Here is a 21,178-nt window from a genome sequence, read left to right on the forward strand (position 1 = left end):
AACTCACCTGTCAGATTTGGAGCCGCCGATGTCCCGCAAACTGTTCTTCCTGGCGACGATCGCGCTGACGGCCGTGAGCGGCCTGTCGAATGCGCCCGCTCTCGCACAAGGCCATATGGGGTCGTCGCAGGAGCAGCAGGCCTGTTCGCGGGACGCCTCGCGCTTCTGCCGCAAGGACCTCGGCAATGACGGGGCGGTGCAGAGTTGCCTGCAAGCCAACCGGGCCAAACTGTCGCGGTCTTGTAGCAAGGTGTTTCAGAGCCACGGCATGTGAGGACCGGAACCATCCCCGGATAATGGAGAGTGAAGCCATGTTGCGCGACGAACAGCTCTCGATCCTGAGGGACATCAGCCAGTCCATCGCCTTTGCCGACGACCGGCACGGCAAGATAGGCGAGCTGATCGCCGACGGTTACGTGATGAAGGACGGCGATCTGTTCGAGCTCACGGCAAAGGGCGTTACGGCTGTCGAGGAGCACGCAGCGCTTGGCGCAACCGATGCGGAACAAGCGAGCGTATCCTCCGATCGATTGATCTGATCGCACGCGAGTCGCATTGTGCGTGACGTGCGCGCAACAATTGCGAATTCCTTTTCGCCTGCCATTGCGGCCGCGTGACAATGGCGCATACTTGATTCGGGCGGCGCAGCACTTTTCGATTCGAACATCACGAGAGATCGAGCGACCACATCCGGGATTGAGGTCCCGGCGTGAAGGCTGTGACATGCGGCAGATCAAGCCGCGTGCGGCGCCCCAAAACCAAGTGGCTCAACCCACGGAACTCGGGGACGCATTCCGCATGACACGCTACCAGACCATCGCAACTCTCTTCGCCGTCACAACCGCAGCCATCGCATTCCAGACATCGCCCGGCCTTTCCTTCTCGTCCGAAGCGCAGCAGATGTGCTCCGGCGATGCGATGCGGCTGTGCTCCAGTGAGATCCCCGACATCCCTAGGATCAGGGCCTGCATGGTGCAGAAGAAAGCTCAGGTCAGCCCGGGCTGTCGCGCCGTGATGGACCGCGAGCACGCCGCCGCGACATCGCGCAAGCGGGAAGCGACGGCGCAGTAGAGAGAGCGTACCTGCGGCCATCCTTCGAGACGCCCGCCCAAGGGGCGGGCCCTCAGGATGAGGTCTCGTTTCGCGGCGAGATATCAACCCTCATGGTGAGGAGCCCGCCAAGGCGGGCGTCTCGAACCATACGGGCCGAGGTCTCACGGAGTAGAGATCTAGTCGCCCCACTGCGCGAAGGCGTCGTTGAAGGCGCGCTCGCCGGGAGCGCCCTTCTCGATGGCGATGATCGCGCGGCGCTGGTTGGCGTAGACCAGGGGCACGTCGAACCAGGAGCGCTCCTTGAGGAGCTGGACGTTGCGGCTGCGGTCGGCGTCGACGTTGGAGAGGCCGACCAGGAAGAAGCCGTCGGTGACCTTGACCGCGAGGCCTGCTAGCGGCGTGCCGCGTGCCTGCTCGTTCGACTTCATCAGGATGCCCGGCACGTTGGCGACGCCGCCGCCCGAAAAGTCCGCCGGCAGGACGAAGGTCAGCTCCGCGGTATGGCTCGCCGGCAGCGAGGAGTCGGTGTTGCGGCGGAACGACATCGTCATCTTGAACTTGCGGTCGGGGATCTCGATGTCGGCGCGCACGGCGACGTCGGCCTTCTGGTTGCCCGACGCCTTGATCGGCTCGAGCCGCCACACCACCGAGCCGACATATTGCTTGCCCTTCGGATCGGACGGATCCTCGTCGTAGAGCACGACCTTCTGCGCCACCGGCGCGACCGGCTGGTCGCTGGCCGAGGGCTGGCCGACGCGATCCGGAATCTTGGGCTTGCTCTGCGGCTGCGACGAATCCCTGGGCGCCTCCACTACCTGCGTCGGCGAAGACTTCAACAGGTTGGTCGCGGTCTGGACCAGCTGCTTGCCCCAGAGGATGCCGGCACCGACCAGGATCAGTACGATGCCGACTGCGATCGCGCTCTTGAACGGAAAGGCGGAGCCGGTGCGGGCGCGCTTCCTCTTAGGTTCGCGGTCGAGAACGGGGATGTGTGGACGTTGCGACGGCGGCTGCGACTGCGGCGCGTAGCGCTCGGCTTCCTCGATCGATTCGTCGTAGGAGTAGGGCGCGTCCGTCCCGGCGGCGCGATTTTCCAGGCTCGGCTCGAGCCGGTCGAATTCCGGCGAGGGCGAGGGCACGTTGGCGTAGGTGCGGCGCGCCGCGCGGTTGGCCTGCGCGGCGGCGCCGCCGAGATCATTGGCGTCGGCCGTGATGTCGCGGAAGCCGCGCACGCCCGGTGCCGGCGGCGGCGGCGGCGGAGGCGGAGGTCCCATGTCCGGCGGACGGCGCCCACCGGCACGATCACGTCCGGCTGGCGGAGGCTCCGGCATCGACGGCGGCGCCGGCGGACCCGGCTGCCGCGGCGCGTCGAAACGCGGAGCCCGCGGCGCACGCGGGGCGTCACCCTGGTCATCGACGTTGAAGGAGGGCCGGTCGGCGCGCGGCGGCGGCGGCGCCGGACGGGTGCGCGGGGGGGCAGAAGTTTGGGGCGCGGGCGCGTTGCCCTCGGTGGCGCGGGTGCTGGCGCGGCGGAAGGCATCGCCGCTGCCGCTGCTGCGGGCGCCGCCACCGGGACGCGAGGCCTCGCGGGCACGCTGGGCGGCCTCCGATTCGACCTTGCGGACGGCCTCTTCCAGCGAGAGGCGCTCGCGGGTGATCTCGGATTCCGAGAGCGGCGGCTGCACGCTGCGGAGCTGCGCGATTAGCGCCGTGCGCGCCCGCTCGTAGAGCGCGCGACGGCTCTCGCCGGGAGCGTTGGGGTCCAGGGCGGCAATAGCGCGGGCGATCAGCGGATAGTAATCAGCCATTTCTACTCAATTATACGCGCGTCCCGGTAAGAGATCGTTAAGCCTCAAACGGATTTTGTACGAGGATAGTATCCTCGCGTTCGGGGCTGGTGGAAAGCAGTGCGACCGGGCACCCCACCAATTCCTCGATCCGGCGGACATATTTGATCGCCTGGGCCGGCAGCTGGGCCCAGGACCGCGCATTGGCGGTCGGCTCCTTCCAGCCTTCGATAGTCTCGTAGATCGGCTCGACCCGGGCCTGGGCGCCCTCGCCCGCCGGGAAATGATCGATCTCCTTGCCGTCGAGCTTGTAGCCGGTGCAGACCTCGATCGTGTCGAAGCCGTCGAGAATGTCGAGCTTGGTCAGCGCCAGACCGTTGATGCCGCAGGTCCGGACCGCCTGGCGAACCAGAACCGCATCGAACCAGCCGCAGCGGCGGGGCCGTCCGGTATTGGTACCGAACTCGCGGCCGCGCTCGCCGATCTTGCGGCCGGTCGGGTTGTCCTGCTCGGTCGGGAACGGGCCCTGGCCGACGCGGGTCGTGTAGGCCTTGCAGAGGCCGAGCACATAGCCGACCGCGGCGGGGCCGAGGCCCGACCCGGTCGCCGCCTGCGCTGCCACCGTGTTGGACGAGGTGACGTAAGGATACGTGCCGTGATCGACGTCGAGCAGCGCGCCTTGCGCGCCCTCGAACAGCATGCGCTTGCCCTCGCGCCGCTTGATGTCGAGCAGCCGCCACACCGTCTCGGCATAGGGCAGGAGCTGCGGCGCCAGTGCGGTCAATTCCTTCAGTATCTCCTTGCCGTCGAACTCCGGCAGGCCGAGTCCGCGGCGCAATGCATTGTGATGCGCCAGCAGCCGGTCGATCTTGTGCGGCAGCGTGTCGAGATCGGCGAGGTCCATCAGGCGGATGGCGCGGCGGCCGACCTTGTCCTCGTAGGCCGGGCCGATGCCGCGGCGCGTGGTGCCGATCGCGGTCGCCGCATTGGCGGATTCGCGATGCGCGTCGAGTTCGCGGTGCAGCGGCAGGATCAGGGTGACGTTCTCGGCCACCCGCAGATTGTCCGGGCTGACCGCGACACCCTGCGACCGCAGCTTGGTGACCTCGTCGAGGAAGGCGGCGGGATCGAACACGACACCGTTGCCGATCACCGACAGCTTCTGCTCGCGCAGCACGCCCGAGGGCAGCAGTGCCAGCTTGTAGGTCTTGCCGTTGATGACCAGCGTGTGGCCGGCGTTATGGCCGCCCTGGAAACGGACGACGATGTCCGCCTGCTCCGACAACCAGTCGACGATCTTGCCCTTTCCTTCGTCGCCCCACTGGGCGCCGACGACGACAACATTGGCCATTCGCGGGTAATCCCTATGCAATCTGTTAGATGCGCCCAGCCCAATCACGGCCGGGGCCGCTCGAACGCGAGGCAGCCAACCGGATAAAGGATGCAGCCTCTGTAAGCAAGCAAGAACGGGGCTTTTTCGGTGCCCAATGCGCTATCCAAGCCCTTGATATCCCCTAAAAATCCGCTTTATCGGACGGGCTTGACGACGTTAGGCCCGGATGCGGCCGTCGACCACTTCGATGATGCGGTCGCAGGCGTGGTCGAGCTCGAGGTCAATGCCGTGCACACCTTCGTTTCAGTCGGTAGATGCCGACGAAGCCAGGGCGCCCCGCGGCATTCGAGATTGCGACAGGTCAACAGGTTACGCCGGATTTCGAGGCATTTGCCTGACGAGACAATTCGAATCGGGGGCCTTGCTTGTCGGACAGTCCAGCGCACGCCGACGACCGCTTCTGGCATCTTTCACCCGATCAATTATGCAAGCGACTGGGCTGCGGCCTCACAGGCCTGACCGCCGCGGACGCCTCCGAGCGCCTCGCACGCTTTGGGCCGAACAGCGATGCGCGGCCGCGCGTCGAGGGGGCGGCGCGCGCGATCATGCGCCGGCTGCTGGAGCCGCTGTCTCTGATCCTGCTGGTTGCCGGCATCGTCTCGATGCTCACCGGCGACGATATCGGCGGGCTCATCATTGTCCTGATACTCGCGCTCTCGATCGGGCTCGACACCGTCCAGGAAGGCCATGCGTTGCAGGCCGCGGAAGTGCTCCGCCGATCGGTGGCGCTCAAGGCCGAAGTCAGACGCGACAACGACTTCCGCGAGATCGACGTCGATCGGCTCGTGCCCGGCGACATCCTGCGCGTCCGTTCAGGCGACATCATTCCCGCGGACGCGCTCATCCTGGAGTGCACTGCCTTCACCGCGGGCGAAGCGGCGCTCACCGGCGAGCCCTATCCGGTACAGAAGCGCGCCGGCGCCACCACCGGCCCGGACGACAAATCGAATGCACTGTTTCGCGGTGCCGTCGCGCAAACCGGCGAGGCGGTCGCGCTCGTCGTCAGGACCGGACGCGAAACAGTGTTCGGAGCGGCGGCCTCCGCGCTTGCCGAGGCCCAGACGCCTTCACCGTTCGAGCGCGACTTGCGCGAATTCGGCCTCGTGATCGCGCGCGCCACGCTCGCGTTGGTGCTGGTCGTGCTCACCGTCCGCGTGGTGTTCGGCCGCCCCGTGATGGACTCGCTGCTGTTTGCCGTCGCGCTCGCGGTCGGGCTGACGCCGGAACTGCTGCCGATGATCACCACGGTGACGCTGTCGCGCGGCGCGCTGCGCATGGCCGGCCGCAAAGTGATCGTCAAGCGCCTCGCCGCGATCCACGATCTTGGCGCCATGACCGTCTTGTGCACGGACAAGACGGGCACGCTGACCTCGGCCGAGATCACGCTGGCCAGGAGCCTCGATGCCGCCGGCAAGGATGATGCCCGCGCCGCGCGGCTCGGCGCCATCGCCGCGAAACTCGGCGGCGATCGCGGCTCGCTCGATGCGGCGCTGGTTGCCGGCCAGTCGAATGCCGCGCAGGGCTGGACCCTCGCCGGCAGGCAGGCGTTCGACTTTTCACGGCGGCTCGGATCCGTGCTCGCGACCGGTCCCGAAGGCGCGCTGCTCATCGTCAAGGGCGCGCCGGAGGCGGTGCTCGAGCTGTGCGTGATGGACGACGACACCCGGACCCGCGCGATCGCCCGCGTGCACGAGCTCGCGAGCGAAGGGCTCCGCAGCATTGCGATCGCCTCGCGCCCTTGGACCGGCGCAACGCGCGAGGTCGAGACCGAAGACGAGACCGATCTCGTCTTCGAAGGCTTTTGTGCCTTCGCCGACCCGCCGAAGCCGACGGCCGCGGCCGCGATCGCGCGGCTCGCGGCAACCGGCATCACGCTGAAGATCCTGTCGGGCGACGATCCGGTGGTGGTGAAGCGGCTCGCCGGCCTGGTCGGGCTGAACGCCGACCGCGTCCTATCGGGAGCCGACATCGCCGAGCTCAGCGACGAAGCACTGGCGGTCCAGGTTCAATCGACCGACGCCTACGGCCGGCTTGCGCCCGATCAGAAGTCGCGCGTCGTGAAGGCCCTTCAGGCCGGCGGCGCGGTGGTCGGCTTTCTCGGCGACGGCATCAACGACGCTCCGGCGCTGAAGGCCGCCGATATCGGCCTGTCGGTCGAAGGCGCGACCGGCGTGGCGCAGGCCGCCGCCGACATCATCCTGCTCGCCTCGGATCTCGAAGTCGTCGCCGACGGCGTCGAAGAGGGCCGGCGCACCTTCGCCAACATCATGAAATATGTCCGGATGGGCGCGAGCTCGAATTTCGGCAACATGCTGTCGATGGCGATCGCCTCGATGGCGCTGCCGTTCTTGCCGATGCTGCCGACGCAGATCCTGCTCAATAACCTGCTCTACGATCTCTCCGAGCTCGGCATTCCCTTCGACCAGGTCTCGCGCGCGGCCACCACGCAGCCGCAGGTCTGGAGCATGACGCGGCTGGTGCGTTTCGCCGCGATCATGGGGCCGCTGTCCTCGGTCTTCGACTTCCTCACCTTCGGCGCCCTCATCATGCTGTTTCATGCGTCGCCGGACGAATTCCGCACCGCCTGGTTCATCGAATCCATGGCGACGCAGATCCTCGTGATCTTCATCATTCGCACCAATGGCCGAGCGTGGCGCAGCTGGCCCGATCCGGTGCTGTCCGCCTCCTCGCTGGTCGCCTTGCTGGTCGCGATGTTGGTGCCTTTCACGCCGCTCGGTGCCTGGTTCGGCTTTGTTGCGCCGCCACCGCTCATGATGGCCGGCATCGCGGCTCTCGTTGTCGTCTATCTCGCCTGTGCCGAACTGTTGAAGCCGTTTGCGATCCGTGCCGGGCTGAAGGGCTGAGCGAGGTTCCGGCCGCTGCCGTGCATGGACGCGATGCGCCTCGCGCCATTGATATCGGCCGGATTTCCGTGTCTTTGAACGGGCCGGGTCTGAACCGGCCCGGGTGCCGCCGGGCTGGAGCCTTGGCGCATGACGCGGGGCCACAACGATCACCATGTCCGCCACCGACGAGAGCACCGGCGCCGCCACGTCCGGCCACAACTGGATCGCCAACCAGCCCTATCTGCTGCTCAGCATCACCGCGCTGTGCTGGGCCGGCAATGCCATCGTCGGGCGGCTGGCCGCCGGTCACATCCCGCCGGTGACGCTGTCGTTCCTGCGCTGGTTCTTCGCCTTCCTGCTGGTGCTGCCGTTCGCCTGGAAACACCTTGCGCAGGACTGGCCCGCGATCCGCGGCAAGCTCGGCCTGATGGTCACGCTCTCGATCACCGGCATCGGCGCTTTCAACACGCTGCAATATTGGGCGCTCGAGCATACGCAGGCGCTCAACACTCTCCTCTTGCAATCCGCCGCGCCGCTCGTCGTGGCGCTGTGGTCGCTCGTCATCCTCGGCGTGCGCCTCACCGCGGCGCAGGCTTTCGGCGTGCTGCTGTCGATGTGCGGCGTGCTGATCATCCTGCTGCATGGCGATTTCACCACGCTGTCGAACATCGACTTCAACAAGGGCGACCTCATCTTCGTCGTCGCGCTGATCATCTTCGCGCTCTATTCGGTGCTGACCTTGAAGCGGCCGCCGATGCACGGCCTGTCGTTCCTCGCCTTCACGTTCGGCTGCGGTGCGGCCTGTCTCATTCCGCTGGAGATCTGGGAGTTGTCGGCGCGTCCCGTGATGAAGCTCGACGGGCCGAACCTCCTGACCCTGTTCTATGTCGCGGTGTTCCCCTCGACGCTCGCCTATCTCTGCTTCAATCGCGGCGTCCGGCTGATCGGCGCCAACCGCGCCGCGCCCTTCTTCCATGTCGTGCCGGTGTTCGGCTCGATCATGGCAATGGCATTTCTGGGCGAGCACCCGCAGGCGTTCCACTTCATCGGCTTCGCGCTGGTGCTGGCCGGCGTGTTCGTGGCGTCACGGAAGCAGGCGGCCTAGGCTTGGGGCCCGGTTCGATCGACTGCGATCAAGCGTTTGCCGACGCGTTCATCCATACCATCTCCCAAACATATCCATCCGGGTCTTCAATGTGTCGGTTGTACATGAAGCCGAGATCCTGCGCCGGATTGGGATCGGCGCGACCGCCCGCAGCCACCGCGCGGGCCAGCGTTACATCGACGGCATCGCGGTCGTCGACCGTCAGGGCGAACATAGACTGGCTGTGGCGCCGCGCGTCGCCGATCTCGCGTTGGGTGAATTCACGATACTGGTCGTGGGTCAGCAGCATCACGCCGATCGCATCCGTGAACATGAGCGAGGTCGAATTTGCTCCGGAGAATTGCGGATTCACCGCGCCACCCAGCGCTACGTAGAACGCCGTCGATGCGGCGAGGTCGCGTACAGGCAGGTTGATCAGAATCATCTTGGACATTGCTTTTCCTTCGAAAGCGGCTGGAAGCCGAGCCAGGGTCTGGCATCAGGAACAGAAGGTCTCAACCTCCTTCCCGAATGCATTCAAATATAGCGCGCGGCGCCCATGCAAAGCGCGGCGATGCCCAGCAGGCCCGCCGCCGCACGTTGGGCGGCCGCGATACGCGCACGGAGGTCCTCCGGCTTGCCGGTGCCACGACGCAGGGCCACGAGCGCACGGGGACCGATGACAGCCTGAACGCCCGCCGCGATCAGTGCGCAGACAGCACCGACCGCGAGCACCTGCTCGGTCGTGCCGAAGCTGTGGGAATGAACGAGATGCCCGAGATAACCGCCGGTCAGGATGGCAATCGTCGCCGCGCCGAGTTGTGGAAAGACCAGTTGCTCACCGCCAACTCCGCCGATGCGGGCCAGCGCAAAGCTTGATCCCGCCCAGAACACGGACGACAACACATGAAGTGACAACGCGATCACGAGGGCAGTTTGCATGGCAAGCTCCGAACCGGCTTCTAAATTAGATATACACGATGTATAATCAATTCGTCAACAGAATGGCAAGCCGATGTCGAAGCGCAATTATGTGAGCTCCGCGCGTGCTTCCGCGGCGGCGGCGACGCGCCAGCGCATCATCGCGGCCGGCGCGCGGCTCCTGCGCGAGGACGCGAGCATTGCGCACTTCTCCCTCGACGTCGTCGGCAAGGCGGCCGGCGTCTCGCGGTTGACCGTCTACAACCAGTTCGGATCGCGGCGGGGATTGCTGGAGGCCGTGTTCGACGACATCGCGCACCAGGGCGGACTGTTCGAACTGGCCGGGGTGATGACGATGGCGGATCCGCGCGCCGCGCTCGACCGCGTCATCGAAATCTTCTGTACGTTCTGGGGGCGCGATCCCGCCATCGGCGGGCTCAACCAAGCCATCGCGACCGATCCGGAATTCGGCGAGGCGCTGATCGAGCGTAACGAGCGCCGCCGGGAACTGCTGACCGCGCTGCTGTCGCGGATCGTCGGCAAGCAGGCGGCAAAGCGCGCCATGCGGGACACGGTCGATTTGGTCTTCGTGCTGACGAGCTATCCGACTTTCGCAGCGCTGAACCGGCAGCGGTCGAGCGACGAGGTCTGTCGCTTGCTGCAGAAGGCGTGTCACGCGGCTGTAGATGGGCTGAAGTAAGCCGGCGGCAGGCGGCGCCTACCTCATTTTGAACTTGCTGTACGCTTCGTTCATCGCAATGATGACGTGCTCGGCGCAGGCGTTGACGCGGTGCGGATCGGCTTCGTGCTCGTAGGACTCTGACGTCATCATGCCCAAAAAAGCCGCGACCGTGGGATAGTAGACCAGCGCGACGAAATCCCACTTATTGCCGTCATGCGGGCCGAGCGCGACCGCCTTGGCGTCGCCGGTCCAGAGCAGCGTGCCGCCGCGCGCCTTGATCATCGGCACTGTGACCGCACTGTAGCGCAAATAGGCGTCCCAGCCGGAACCGTCGCCATCGCCGGAGCGCGCGTGGAAGCGCATCAGGTTCAACATCACCACCGGTGCATCCCGATCGAGCCGCTTCAGGTCGTCGATGTTCAACATATTAACCGCCAATGCCGCCTCCTCTGGTCATGCCTGCATTGTAGCATTGCGGCCGCGTGACTTGTGTCACGACGTAAATCCGGCGCAAGCTTGTATCCAACGCCAATGACGATCGCTTCGCCCGCGCCACCGGCTTCTAATCCAGCCAGTTGGCTCAACAACCAGCCTTATCTGCTGCTTAGCCTGAGCTCGCTGTTCTGGGCCGGCAACATCGTGCTCGCGCGCCACGTCGGCGCGCATGTGCCGCCACTGACGGTGACCACTATCCGCTGGTTCGGCGTGTTCCTGATCCTCCTGCCGTTCGCCTGGCCGCATCTGAAGCGCGACTGGCCAAATCTGCGCAAGAGCCTGCCGCTGATGCTGTTCCTGTCGCTGGTGGGCTTTGCCTTCAACAACGCGATCTCGTACTGGGCGATGCAGTACACGGAAGCGCTGAACGCGCTGCTGATCCAGTCGGCCGGACCGCTGTTCGTGGCGCTGTGGTCGCTGGTGCTGTTCGGCGTGCGGCTGACCGGTGCGCAGCTCGCCGGCATCGGGATCTCGCTTCTCGGCGTGCTGATCATCATCCTGCGCGGCGATCTCGCCGCGCTCGCGAGCATCAGCTTCAACAGGGGCGACATCATGTTCGCCTCCTCGCTGGTGGCATTCGGGATCTACTCTGCCTTCATCCCGCGGCGACCGAAGATCCACCAACTCTCCTTTCTCTCCTTCACCACCTGCTGCGGCGCGACGATGCTGCTGCCGACCGCGATCTGGGAGGCCTGGAGCGGCCGCGTCCTGCAACTCGACGGGGTGACGCTGGCGACGCTGGGTTACATCCTGGTCTTTCCCTCGACGTTGGCCTATCTGTTCTTCAACCGGGGCGTGGCGCTGATCGGCCCGAACCGCGCGGCGCCGTTCTTCCATCTGGTGCCGGTGTTCGGCTCGGCGATGGCGATCCTGCTGCTCGGCGAAAAGATCCAGCCATTCCACCTGATCGGCTACCTGCTGGTGCTCGCCGGCGTCGTGATCGCTTCGCGCCAGGGGTCTGCGGTGAAGTAATTCCGCACCGCGAGACGAGGCGACAAACTCGCGCCTTCCGATTTCGACGAGGAGACGCTAGGTTCCCCGCCAACGAAAAAAGAGGGAACGACCAGACATGCTTTCAGCGTTGATCCGAAACCTGCGTGCCATCGGCACGGCCGTCCTTTGTCTCGCCGCCGCATCCGCCGCGCAGGCCGACAATTATCCGAGCCGCAACATCACGCTGGTGCTGCCGTTCGCGGCCGGCAGCGGCACCGACACCACGACGCGGCTGATCTCGCAGCATTTGTCGCAGGCACTCGGCGTCGGCATCGTCATCGAGAACAAGGCGGGCGCCAACGGCATGATCGCCGCCACCTATGTCGCGCGCGCCGCGCCGGACGGCTACACGCTGCTGGTGACCACCAACACCACGCATTCGGCCAATCCCTATCTGCTCAAAAGCCTGACCTACGATCCGGTCAAGGACTTCACCCCGATCGCGCGCACCGGCGACCTGCCCTTCATGCTGGTGATCCACCCGGAGGTGCCGGCCAAGACCGTCGGCGAACTCATCGCCTACGGCAAGGCCAATCCGGGCAAGCTGAGCTACGCCTCGGGCTCGTCCTCGGCGATCGTGTCGGGTGCGACCTTTGCACACAATGCCGGGCTCGACCTCCTGCACGTGCCTTACAAGAGCTCGCCGCCGGCGCTCAACGACGTCATGGGCGGCCGCGTCTCGATGATGTTCGTGGACATCCTGACCGGTCTGCCGCATGTCCAGGGCAACGCGCTACGCGCGCTCGCCGTCACGACCAAGGACCGCTCGTCGCTGGTGCCGAACCTGCCCTCGATGCAGGAGGCCGGCGTGCCGGACTTCGACATCTCGTCGTGGCAGGGCTATTTCGGCCCCGCCGGCATGCCCAAGGAGATCGTGACGCGGCTCAACGCCGAGATCCGGAAGATCGTCGAGAAGCCGGAGATCAAGGCCCAGCTCGCCACCCTCGGCATGGACGCGTTTTCAGGCACGCCCGAGCAGCTCGGCACGTTCGTGAACGAACAGCTGGTGTTGTGGGAGAAGCTGATCCGCCAGGCGGGGATCGAGAAGCAGTAGGGGCGCGCGAAAGCCGCGCCCTCCGCATTCTCCGTCATGGCCGGGCTTGTCCGGCCGTCCACGTCTATCAAAGCGTCCGGTGTCCAAGAACGTGGATGCCCGGGACAAGCCCGGGCATGAGGATGGAATAGGTGGCGTCGCTCTTGTGTGACGCCCTACGCCGCGCGCATCTTGGCGAGGAAGCCGTCGACTGCGCTACGCAGCGCGCCGGACTGGCTGTCGAGCTCGCGGGCGTTGGTGAGCACGTCGCTTGCCGCCGTGCCGGTCGCTTCCGCGGCCGAGGTGACACTGCCGATATTGGCGTTGATCTCGTTCGATCCGGCCGCGACCGACTGGATGTTGCGCGCGATCTCGCGGGTCGCCTCGCCCTGCTGCTCGATCGACGCGGAAATGCCCGCGGTGATCTCGCTCCTCTCGGCGATGGTCTGGGTGATGCCGCCGATGGCGGCGACCGCATCGCTGGTCGAGGTCTGCATCGCCGCGACCTGGGCGGAGATTTCCTCCGTTGCCTTGGCGGTCTGGTTGGCGAGCGCCTTGACCTCGGAAGCGACGACGGCAAAGCCGCGGCCGGATTCACCGGCACGCGCCGCCTCGATGGTGGCGTTGAGGGCGAGCAGATTGGTCTGTGCCGCGATCGAGTGGATCAGCTTGACCACCTCGCCGATCTTCTCGGCGCCGGTGGAGAGCTCCTGCACCGTGGCATTGGTGCGCTCGGCGTCGTTGACGGCGCGGCTCGCCACTTCGGTCGAGCGGGTGACCTGGCGCGAGATTTCCGCAACCGAGCTCGACAGCTCTTCGGCAGCCGCGGCGACCGTGCCGACATTGCCCGACGCTCTCTGCGAGGCTGCGCCGACCGTCGCCGCGCGCGAAGAGGCGTCGCTGGCGGTCGCGGTCATCGATTGCGCCGTGGCTTGCATGCCCGTCGCGGCCGAGGAGACCGAGCGGACGATGCCGTTGACGCTGCGTTCGAAATCGGCGGCGATGCCTTCCATCGCGCTGCGACGTTCCGCCGCGACACGATCCTTGGCGTCGGCTTCGGTCTTCTCGAGGTCGCGAATGCGCAGTGCGTTGTCCTTGAAGATCTGGACGGTCGAGGCCATCGCGCCGACCTCGTCGCCACGGCCGACGCCGGGAATGTCGCCCTCGAGCTTGCCCTCGGCGAGATCGTTCATGCGCGCGCCGAGCAGCGCCAAGGGAAGGCTGATGCTGCGGCCGAGCAACCAGGCGACGCTGCCCGCCACGACGACGATGCCGAGCATGGCAAGCCCGAGCAGCCAGTAGACCGGGCCCATCCTGGCGTCGAGATCGTCAAGATAGACGCCGGTCCCGACGAACATGTTCCAGCCCGGTATGGCGACCGCGTAGGACAGCTTGCGGATTGGGTCCTCCTGACCCGGCTTCATATATTCATAGCGCAGGGTCACGTATCCGTTGGCTGCAACGCCGTCGCGCAGCTCGCGCGCGAGCTTTCTGCCGTTGGTTTCGACGTCGAGCTGATTCTGACCGATCGTCTTGAGGCTGGGTGACAGGATGGTCACGCCTTCCATCGTATAGGCGAATATGTATCCGGCACCTTTGTCATAAGTGAGCGTACTGCCACGGCGGGCGAACTCGGCGATGGCCGCATCCTTGGTCAGTTGCCCCGCGTCCACCTGCTTTTGAAGTCCGAGCGCCATGTTGAGTGCCATCTCGACGATGGCGTGGCTCTGTTCAATCCGCGCGTTCAGCATTTCGCGCTTCATCAGGTAGCCGGCAAGAACCCCGGAAATGGACAGGCCGAGCAACGTGACGCCGACAAGGATGCCAAGCTTGGGGGCGATCTTCATATTGGTCAACTTCACAGGATTGGCTCCAAAGCATAACGCGCGAGTGAATCGGTCGAAGTTGAATCAACTTCTAGTGGGGGACCCCTTAGCAAGCTGTTACGGAGCGCCCCGTAAAAGCCCGGAGGAAACGTCGGGGCCGGTCGCACAATCGACGCAACGGCAACCGCCGATTGTACGCAACGGCCCCGATTTCGCGTAAAAGACGCAAAGGCCCGCGCGAAGGCGGGTCACAACAAGAAACCAAATCGGGAGCAGGACATGCCGAAATACAGGGTGGTGACGCCAAAGGGCGCGAGCTTCACGGTCGCGAGCAGCGATTATTCCTACGAGCGCGAGGCGCTCGATCCGATCGACGCCGAGATCGTCGAGGCGCCGGCCGACGAGGCCGGGTTCATCGCGGTCGCGAAGACGGCGGACGCCATCTACGCCAAGGGCATCCCGATCACCAAAACCATCATCGACGCGCTGGAGAGCTGCAAGGTCATCACGCTGGGCTCGGTCGGCGTCGACAGCGTCGACATCAAGGCCGCGACCGCGCGCGGCATTCCCGTCACCAACATCCCCGACACCTTTATCGAGGAGGTCGCCGACCACGCCATGATGCTGCTGCTCTCGGGCTTCCGCCGGCTGGTCGAGCAGGACCGGATGGTGCGCAGCGGCCGCTGGGCGGAGGGCCGGCCGGCGTTGTCGAAGATCCCACGGCTGATGGGCCAGACGCTCGGCTTCATCTCGTTCGGCCGCGTCGCGCGTGCAGTTGCGAAACGCGCGGCTCCCTTCGGCCTGCGGATGATGGCCTACGATCCCTTCATCCAGGAAACGCTGATGTCAGACCACGGCGTGATTCCGGCGACGCTGAACGAGGTGTTGTCGCAATCCGATTTCGTCTCGATGCATGCCCCCGCCCGGCCCGAGGTGCATCACATGCTCACCGAGAAGCACTTCCGGCAAATGAAGAAGGGCTCGGTCTTCATCAACACGGGCCGCGGCGCCACCGTGGACGAGGAAAGCTTGATCAAGGCGCTTCAGGAGGGCTGGATCGCCCATGCCGCCCTCGACGTGCTGGAGAAGGAGCCGCCCTCGCACAACAATCCGCTGCTCGGCATGGAGAACGTGACCCTGACCGCCCACGTCGCCTCCGCCTCGGCACGGTTCGACGAGGCGCGCAAGCGCCGGGTGGGCTACGAATTGTCACTGGTGCTTCAGGGCATGTGGCCGGTAAGCTGCGTCAATCCGTCGGTGCTGCAAGACACCGCGCTCCGCCGCTGGCAGCCCGTCAGCATGGACCGCGGCCCGAACAGCTAGGCGGGACGGCCGCGAACGCGCGCCGGCAACCGGAAAGACCCTTCACCGGCGATCAACGCCGGGACGGGAAACACATAGGGAGGAACCGATGAGGAACGACATCACACGTCGTGATGCCTTGGCGCTGGGCATGTCCGCTGCGGCAATCGCAGCAACCGGTGCTCCGGCAAATGCCCAATCCGCGATCAAGGCCGCGGACGTCCCCACACCGAAACTGCCGATCGAGAAAGGCGCATCCCTGCGCATGCTGCGACCGGTACGTTTCGTCCAGACCGACGAGGACGTGTTCCGCGCCAATGCGGCTAAATTCACCAAGGAAACGGGCGTGGAGGTCAAGGTCGACTTCGTCGGCTGGGAGGACATCAACCAGCAGACCGCGGTGACCGCGAATTCCGGCGCCGGCCCCGACATCATCATCGGCTTCTCCGATGCGCCGCACATCTATATCGACAAGCTGATCGAGCTGACCGACGTCGCCGACTATGTCGGCAAGCGTTACGGCGGCTGGCTGCCGCTGGCGCAGCGCTACGGCAAGAAGAACAAGAGCGACGCCTGGATCGGACTGCCGTTCGGCGCCACCGCGGGTCCGCTGATCTACCGCAAGTCGATCCTGCAATCGGTCGGCTTCGACAAGGTGCCGGACGACCATGCCGGAATCCTCGACCTCTGCCAGAAGCTCCAGAAGGCCGGCAAGCCGGCAGGCTTCGCGCTCGGCAATGCCAGAGGTGACGGCACTGGTTTCGCGAACTGGTCTTTGTGGTCGCACAACGCGGCGCTGCTCGACGAAGACGGCAACGTCACAATCAACAGCAAGGAGACCATCGCAGCGCTGAACTGGGTCAAGCAGCTCTACCCGACCTTCATCGCGGGCACGACGTCATGGAATGACGTGTCGAACAATCGCGCCTATTCCGCGCAGGAGATCGGGCTGACTGCCAACGGCGTCTCGCTGTACTTCTCACTAAAGAACGATCCGGCGACCAAGGCGATCGCGGATGATAGTGAGCATCAGCTGCTGCCCAAGGGCCTCGCCAAGGTCTCTCCGATGGATGGACTCACGCTCAATGCCATGGTGTTCAAACACAGCCAGTATCCAAACGCCGCAAAGGCCTTCCTGCAATACATGCTGGAAAAGGACCAGTACGAGCCGTGGCTCAACGCCAATTCCGGCTACTGGTCGCAGCCGCTCGCGGCTTATGCCGATGCCGCGGTGTGGGCGCAGGACCCCAAGGTATCGATCTTCAAGAACACGATGAATAGCACTTACTACAGCGGTTATAAGGGACCGATCTCGACCGCGAGCGGAGCGGTCACCGCCGACTACGTGCTGATTCAGATGTTCGCATCCGTCGCGACGGGCGCTGCCACACCGGAAGCCGCGGCCGCGGAAGCCGAGCAGCGCTGCAAGCGGTACTTCCGGCGGCAGAAGTAACGCTGGACGATAAAGCGACCGTCATTGCGAGGAGCGAAGCGACGAAGCAATCCAGACTGTAACTGCGGAGACAGACTGGATTGCTTCGCTTCGCTCGCAATGACGGATGTGGTGACAGCCTAAAACAGGACGCCTGACCGATGTCCGTGACCACACTTCCCACTCTCGCCCTCGCACGACGGCAGCCCTCCTGGCTGGTGCGCCTGTTCGACTACAAGCCGTTCCTGATCGTGATGTGCCTCGCACCCGCGATCGGGCTGCTCACGGTGTTCCTGACCTATCCGCTCGGCCTCGGCATCTGGCTCGCCTTCACCGACACCACGATCGGCAGAAAAGGCGTCTTCGTCGGTCTGGAGAACTTCCAGTATCTGCTCACCGATTCCCTGTGGTGGAACGCGGTGTTCTACAGCGTGGTCTACACGGGGATCGCGACCTTCGGGAAGTTCGCGCTGGGCTTCTGGCTGGCACTGCTGCTCAACAACCATTTTCCGTTCAAGAGCCTGTTGCGTGCGATCATCCTGATGCCCTGGATCGTGCCGACGGTGCTCTCGGCGCTGGCGTTCTGGTGGATCTACGATCCGCAGTTTTCGATCATCTCCTACCTGCTGGTCGACGTGCTGCACTGGCGCACCACCAATATCGACTTCCTCGGCTCACCCTGGCCGGCGCGCTTCTCGCTGATCGCCGCCAACATCTGGCGCGGCATTCCCTTCGTCGCGATCTCGTTGCTGGCGGGCCTGCAGACCATTTCGCCCTCGCTCTACGAAGCCGCAATGCTCGACGGCGCCAGCGCCTGGCAGCGATTCCGTTACATCACCTTCCCGATGATGATGCCGATCCTCGCCATCGTCATGACCTTCTCGATCATCTTCACCTTCACCGACTTCCAGCTGGTCTACGCCATCACCCGTGGCGGTCCCGGCAACTCGACCCATTTGCTGGCAACGCTGGCCTTCCAGCGCGGCATTGCCGGTGGCGAGCTCGGCGAGGGTGCGGCGATCGCGGTGTCGATGATCCCGTTCCTCGTGTTCGCGACACTGTTCTCTTATTTCGGCCTGGCGCGCCGCAAATGGCAGCAGGGAGAGAGCAATGACTGATACCACCGCCCAGCCGGCCGCCGTCGCCACCACACCGCCGGACACCATGGCCTGGGATTCCGGGCTGCGGCGGCTGATGATGATCTACCTGCCGCTCGGCTGCTTCGTGCTGATCCTCCTGTTTCCGTTCTACTGGATGGCGATCACGTCGTTCAAGCCGAACGCCGAGCTGATGAACTACAAGGAACACAATCCGTTCTGGATCTCCTCGCCAACGCTGGCGCACATCAAGCATCTCTTGTTCAATACCGCCTATCCGCGCTGGCTATGGACGACGATGCTGGTTGCGGTCGGCGCGACCACGCTGTCGCTGATCGCGAGCACGCTGGCCGCCTATGCGATCGAGCGCCTGCGCTTCCGCGGCAGTCCCTATGTCGGCCTCGGCATCTATCTTGCCTATCTCGTGCCGCCGTCGATCCTGTTCATTCCGCTTGCGACTGTGGTCGTGCAGTTCGGCTTGTTCGACAGCCCGCTTGCCCTGATTCTGGTCTATCCGACCTTCCTGGTGCCGTTCTGCACCTGGCTCCTGATCGGCTATTTCAAGTCGATCCCCTACGAGCTCGAGGAATGTGCGCTGGTGGACGGCGCCACCAGGCTCCAGATCCTTCGGCGGATCACGCTACCGCTGGCGGTGCCCGGCCTGATCTCGGCCGGCATCTTCTCCTTCACGTTGTCCTGGAACGAGTTCATCTACGCGCTCGCCTTCATCCAGAGCGGCGCCAACAAGACGGTGCCGGTCGCGATCCTGACCGAGCTCGTCACCGGCGACGTCTACCAATGGGGTGCGCTGATGGCGGGATCGCTGCTCGGCTCGCTGCCGGTTGCGATCTTCTACTCGCTCTTCGTGGATTACTACGTGTCGTCGCTGACGGGCGCGGTCAAGGAGTAACTCCACTCTCTCGTTCCCTCCAAAGGTTATGAGGGCTTCGCCGCCGCGAACGACGGCAAATTCCTCTACGGCCTGCTCGAGAGCCCGCTGTGGGATGCCGAGAAGAAGGACTGGGAGAAAGTCGACGGCAAGGAAGCCTCGCGCATCCTCGAATTCGACGTCGCCGCGGAAAAATTCACCGGCCGCTACAGGCAGTATGTGTTCGAGCAGAACGGCAATGCCATCGGCGACTTCAGTTCTTCATCATCGAGAACGTCGATCGTGTCGACGACACCCACATCATCGTCGGCAACGACAACAATCTGCCGTTCTCGTCCAGCCGCGATCCCAACAAGGCCGACGACGACGAGTTCATGCTGCTCGACGTCGCGGATTTTCTGAAGGCATAGTGAGCCACGCTCTCTCCTCTCCCTCTCCCTCTCCCCGTTCTTACGGGGAGAGGGTCGGGGTGAGGGGCTCTATCCATGGAGACGGTGAGCGTGCGACTCGCGGAGAGTCCCCCTCACCCGGCGCTTCGCGCCGAGTTCTCCCCGCACGCGGGGAGAGGCGAAGACTCCCTAACCCGCCGGCACGATCACCATGCTCTTGTCCTTCGGCCAGCGAACGCGCCAGGCGAAATTGATGTCCTTGACCTCGCCGGGCTTGGCGTCGAACGACCATTCTAGGACGCCGCGCCGGTCGCGAATGTTGCTTGCGGTCGGCGGCGTGGTCGCAGGCAGCATCTCGACGAGGATGTCCTCGTTCTCGCTGACCGGCAACTGATCCTCGATCGCGACCTTGATCGGGAAGTCGTGACCATTGCGGATCGTCGTCTTGAACGATCGCTCGTCGGTCTTCGACGTCGTGACCAGGAGGCCTGCCGAACCTTCGTTGCGCTTGAGCACCGCGCGCTCGATCCTGACCTTGTCGTCGGCGCCGAAGCCGAGCCGCACGATATCGTCCTTGGCCGAAGCCGAGAGCTTGCCGCGGCCGACGAAAGTCCCGTCGCGATAGATTGCGACCTTGCCTGGCAACAGGCTCGCGTCGTCGGTCTGCTTGAAGCTTGCCTCGAGGAAGGCGGTGGGATCCATCACCGGCGCCGCGCGCACCATGAGATCGGCGGGCACGGTCATCGAGGCGATGCGCAGGCTCTTGGCGCCCTCGGCGGCGCCAAGGCTGACGCGGCCGGGAATTTTGTAGGTGGCCTGGAAATCGCCGATTTCGGCAACCGCCTGCTGTTCTTCGGCGCGCTCGCGGATATCGTCGGCCGCCCTGGCCGCGGAAACTTCCATCTTTCGCTGCTGCATTGGCGCCGCTGCAGGCATTGCTGAATCCGAAACTGAGCCCAGCGCCCGCGGCCTCGGCACCTGCGGATATTGTGCAACCAGCGAATTCAGCTCCAGCGCGCTGCCGCCACGACCGATGCGGACCGTGGAGACACCGAGCGCGACGTTCGACCAGTCCTCGCCGGTCGATTGCGTGACCTCGGCGCGGCGGACCAGTTCGACTTGCGGCTTGCGGTCCTTGGCGCCGGTGTCGAGCCGGGCGTCATAGAGCGGCAGCCAGCGCGCATTGCGCACATTGTAGGTGACCCTCAACGTCGCCTTGGTTGCTGCCGGCGCGGCGATGTCCATGCGGACTTCGAGCTTGCTCGGCGGCTTGGCCTTGCGCTCGACTTCGAGCTGGGCGATCTGCCGATCGATCTCGCGCATCTTGCGCGTGGCGTCGCGAACGGCGGTGTCGGCGCTCGCAATTTCCTCGCCGACGGTGGCAAAGGCCGTGCGCCATTCGGCAATCGGCCGCGCCTCGCCCTTGTCGCCGATCCCCGCGGGCGACGCTTCCGCGAAATGCTCCGCGAATTTGCGCCGCGCATTGGCCGAGTCGATCGCGCCTTGCAGGTCGGCGCGCTGGTCGGTCAGCGCCTCGATGCGCTTGTCCAGCTCCGGCAGATTGACCGGCGCCGCACGCGGCGTTCGGGCATCGATCGTGCCGATGGTGAGCTTCGCTCCCCCCTCACCCTCCACGCGGATCGAGGAGGTGTCGAGACCAAGCGGGAAGTCCTTGGCAATAAGCGTCGAGTCGCCAGACGGCAGGTCCACCGCGATGATTCGGGTGACGGTCGCGCCATCGGGGTAAACGGTGACGGTATCGATGGCCGACGTGGCGTCCAATTCGGCAGCCCATGACGACGACGCGAATGCCGTGGTCACCAGAACCAGGCTCGTCGTCGCCAGACATCTTGCGGTGATGCGCATCAAGTCCCTCCTCCAAGTCATCGCCGCCGCCAGCCGGACGCGCGATCCAATGCCTCGCCAACATGGTTGGACGCGGCAGGGAAGGAACTG

At 65.0% G+C, this 21,178-nt stretch carries 19 protein-coding genes and 1 pseudogene; 13 read left to right on the forward strand and 7 right to left on the reverse strand.

The window, feature by feature from the left end; translation table 11 throughout:
• Positions 1-28 precede the first annotated feature (28 nt).
• The 3 genes from BRA1417_RS0135870 (at position 29) to BRA1417_RS0135880 (ending at position 1,071) form a co-directional block, all read left to right on the forward strand.
• Complete coding sequence (locus tag BRA1417_RS0135870; protein ID WP_027519940.1) at positions 29-274, forward strand: hypothetical protein; 246 nt, start codon at positions 29-31, stop codon at positions 272-274.
• Positions 275-311: 37 nt separating this feature from the next.
• Positions 312-539 (forward strand): hypothetical protein, encoded by a 228-nt coding sequence (locus BRA1417_RS0135875; protein ID WP_027519941.1) that lies wholly within the window; start codon positions 312-314, stop codon positions 537-539.
• Between the two features lie 259 nt (positions 540-798).
• The gene (locus tag BRA1417_RS0135880) at positions 799-1,071 is read left to right on the forward strand and encodes a hypothetical protein (protein WP_027519942.1); all 273 of its coding nucleotides are present in this window, start codon (positions 799-801) and stop codon (positions 1,069-1,071) included.
• A gap of 158 nt (positions 1,072-1,229) precedes the next feature.
• Here the strand turns inward: BRA1417_RS0135880 and BRA1417_RS0135885 are convergent, their stop codons facing one another.
• Complete coding sequence (locus BRA1417_RS0135885) at positions 1,230-2,861, reverse strand: hypothetical protein (protein WP_027519943.1); 1,632 nt, start codon at positions 2,859-2,861, stop codon at positions 1,230-1,232.
• A gap of 37 nt (positions 2,862-2,898) precedes the next feature.
• A complete protein-coding gene (locus tag BRA1417_RS0135890; RefSeq protein WP_027519944.1) occupies positions 2,899-4,191 on the reverse strand; it encodes an adenylosuccinate synthase in 1,293 nt (430 codons plus the stop codon).
• 407 nt (positions 4,192-4,598) lie between these two features.
• Between BRA1417_RS0135890 and mgtA the strand changes: the two genes are divergently transcribed.
• Both mgtA and BRA1417_RS0135900 read left to right on the forward strand, forming a co-directional pair.
• On the forward strand, positions 4,599-7,097 hold the full coding sequence (gene mgtA / locus BRA1417_RS0135895) for a magnesium-translocating P-type ATPase (RefSeq protein WP_027519945.1): 2,499 nt from the start codon (positions 4,599-4,601) through the stop codon (positions 7,095-7,097).
• Between the two features lie 154 nt (positions 7,098-7,251).
• The gene (locus BRA1417_RS0135900; protein ID WP_027519946.1) at positions 7,252-8,184 is read left to right on the forward strand and encodes a DMT family transporter; all 933 of its coding nucleotides are present in this window, start codon (positions 7,252-7,254) and stop codon (positions 8,182-8,184) included.
• Positions 8,185-8,212: 28 nt separating this feature from the next.
• Here the strand turns inward: BRA1417_RS0135900 and BRA1417_RS0135905 are convergent, their stop codons facing one another.
• Together BRA1417_RS0135905 and BRA1417_RS0135910 are read right to left on the reverse strand one after the other, a co-directional pair.
• A complete protein-coding gene (locus BRA1417_RS0135905; protein WP_027519947.1) occupies positions 8,213-8,617 on the reverse strand; it encodes a VOC family protein in 405 nt (134 codons plus the stop codon).
• Between the two features lie 83 nt (positions 8,618-8,700).
• A complete protein-coding gene (locus BRA1417_RS0135910) occupies positions 8,701-9,105 on the reverse strand; it encodes a hypothetical protein (protein ID WP_027519948.1) in 405 nt (134 codons plus the stop codon).
• A gap of 73 nt (positions 9,106-9,178) precedes the next feature.
• On the opposite strand from BRA1417_RS0135910, the gene BRA1417_RS0135915 reads away from it, so the two are divergent.
• Positions 9,179-9,784: a TetR/AcrR family transcriptional regulator gene (locus BRA1417_RS0135915; RefSeq protein ID WP_027519949.1), complete on the forward strand. Its 606-nt coding sequence runs from the start codon at positions 9,179-9,181 to the stop codon at positions 9,782-9,784.
• 18 nt (positions 9,785-9,802) lie between these two features.
• Here BRA1417_RS0135915 and BRA1417_RS0135920 read toward each other — a convergent pair whose 3' ends face one another.
• Positions 9,803-10,192, reverse strand: coding sequence for a DUF1330 domain-containing protein (locus BRA1417_RS0135920; RefSeq protein ID WP_084462385.1), 390 nt, complete (start codon positions 10,190-10,192; stop codon positions 9,803-9,805).
• Positions 10,193-10,297: 105 nt separating this feature from the next.
• Here BRA1417_RS0135920 and BRA1417_RS0135925 point away from each other — a divergent pair, with 105 nt between their 5' ends.
• Together BRA1417_RS0135925 and BRA1417_RS0135930 are read left to right on the forward strand one after the other, a co-directional pair.
• Positions 10,298-11,233 (forward strand): DMT family transporter, encoded by a 936-nt coding sequence (locus BRA1417_RS0135925; protein ID WP_027519951.1) that lies wholly within the window; start codon positions 10,298-10,300, stop codon positions 11,231-11,233.
• Positions 11,234-11,330: 97 nt separating this feature from the next.
• Positions 11,331-12,308, forward strand: a complete 978-nt coding sequence (locus BRA1417_RS0135930; RefSeq protein ID WP_027519952.1) for a tripartite tricarboxylate transporter substrate binding protein — start codon at positions 11,331-11,333, stop codon at positions 12,306-12,308.
• 155 nt (positions 12,309-12,463) lie between these two features.
• On the opposite strand, the gene BRA1417_RS0135935 is transcribed toward BRA1417_RS0135930, so the two are convergent.
• Positions 12,464-14,149 carry a methyl-accepting chemotaxis protein gene (locus BRA1417_RS0135935; protein ID WP_027519953.1) on the reverse strand — a complete coding sequence of 562 codons (1,686 nt, stop codon included), beginning with the start codon at positions 14,147-14,149 and terminating at the stop codon, positions 12,464-12,466.
• A gap of 243 nt (positions 14,150-14,392) precedes the next feature.
• Between BRA1417_RS0135935 and BRA1417_RS0135940 the strand changes: the two genes are divergently transcribed.
• From BRA1417_RS0135940 to BRA1417_RS0135960, 5 genes and pseudogenes are all read left to right on the forward strand, one after another.
• Positions 14,393-15,436 (forward strand): C-terminal binding protein, encoded by a 1,044-nt coding sequence (locus tag BRA1417_RS0135940; protein WP_027519954.1) that lies wholly within the window; start codon positions 14,393-14,395, stop codon positions 15,434-15,436.
• 88 nt (positions 15,437-15,524) lie between these two features.
• The gene (locus tag BRA1417_RS0135945; RefSeq protein ID WP_027519955.1) at positions 15,525-16,868 is read left to right on the forward strand and encodes an ABC transporter substrate-binding protein; all 1,344 of its coding nucleotides are present in this window, start codon (positions 15,525-15,527) and stop codon (positions 16,866-16,868) included.
• A 140-nt stretch (positions 16,869-17,008) separates the two neighbouring features.
• Positions 17,009-17,965: a carbohydrate ABC transporter permease gene (locus BRA1417_RS0135950; protein ID WP_027519956.1), complete on the forward strand. Its 957-nt coding sequence runs from the start codon at positions 17,009-17,011 to the stop codon at positions 17,963-17,965.
• Positions 17,958-18,854 (forward strand): carbohydrate ABC transporter permease, encoded by an 897-nt coding sequence (locus BRA1417_RS0135955; protein ID WP_027519957.1) that lies wholly within the window; start codon positions 17,958-17,960, stop codon positions 18,852-18,854. Before BRA1417_RS0135950 ends, BRA1417_RS0135955 begins: the two co-directional genes overlap by 8 nt.
• A gap of 18 nt (positions 18,855-18,872) precedes the next feature.
• Positions 18,873-19,243: pseudogene (locus BRA1417_RS0135960) on the forward strand (esterase-like activity of phytase family protein); the annotation flags it as partial.
• A gap of 168 nt (positions 19,244-19,411) precedes the next feature.
• Here the strand turns inward: BRA1417_RS0135960 and BRA1417_RS0135965 are convergent.
• Positions 19,412-21,088, reverse strand: coding sequence for a mucoidy inhibitor MuiA family protein (locus BRA1417_RS0135965; RefSeq protein ID WP_027519959.1), 1,677 nt, complete (start codon positions 21,086-21,088; stop codon positions 19,412-19,414).
• Positions 21,089-21,178: the final 90 nt, after the last annotated feature.

This window comes from Bradyrhizobium sp. WSM1417 (genome assembly GCF_000515415.1).
Taxonomy (GTDB): domain Bacteria; phylum Pseudomonadota; class Alphaproteobacteria; order Rhizobiales; family Xanthobacteraceae; genus Bradyrhizobium.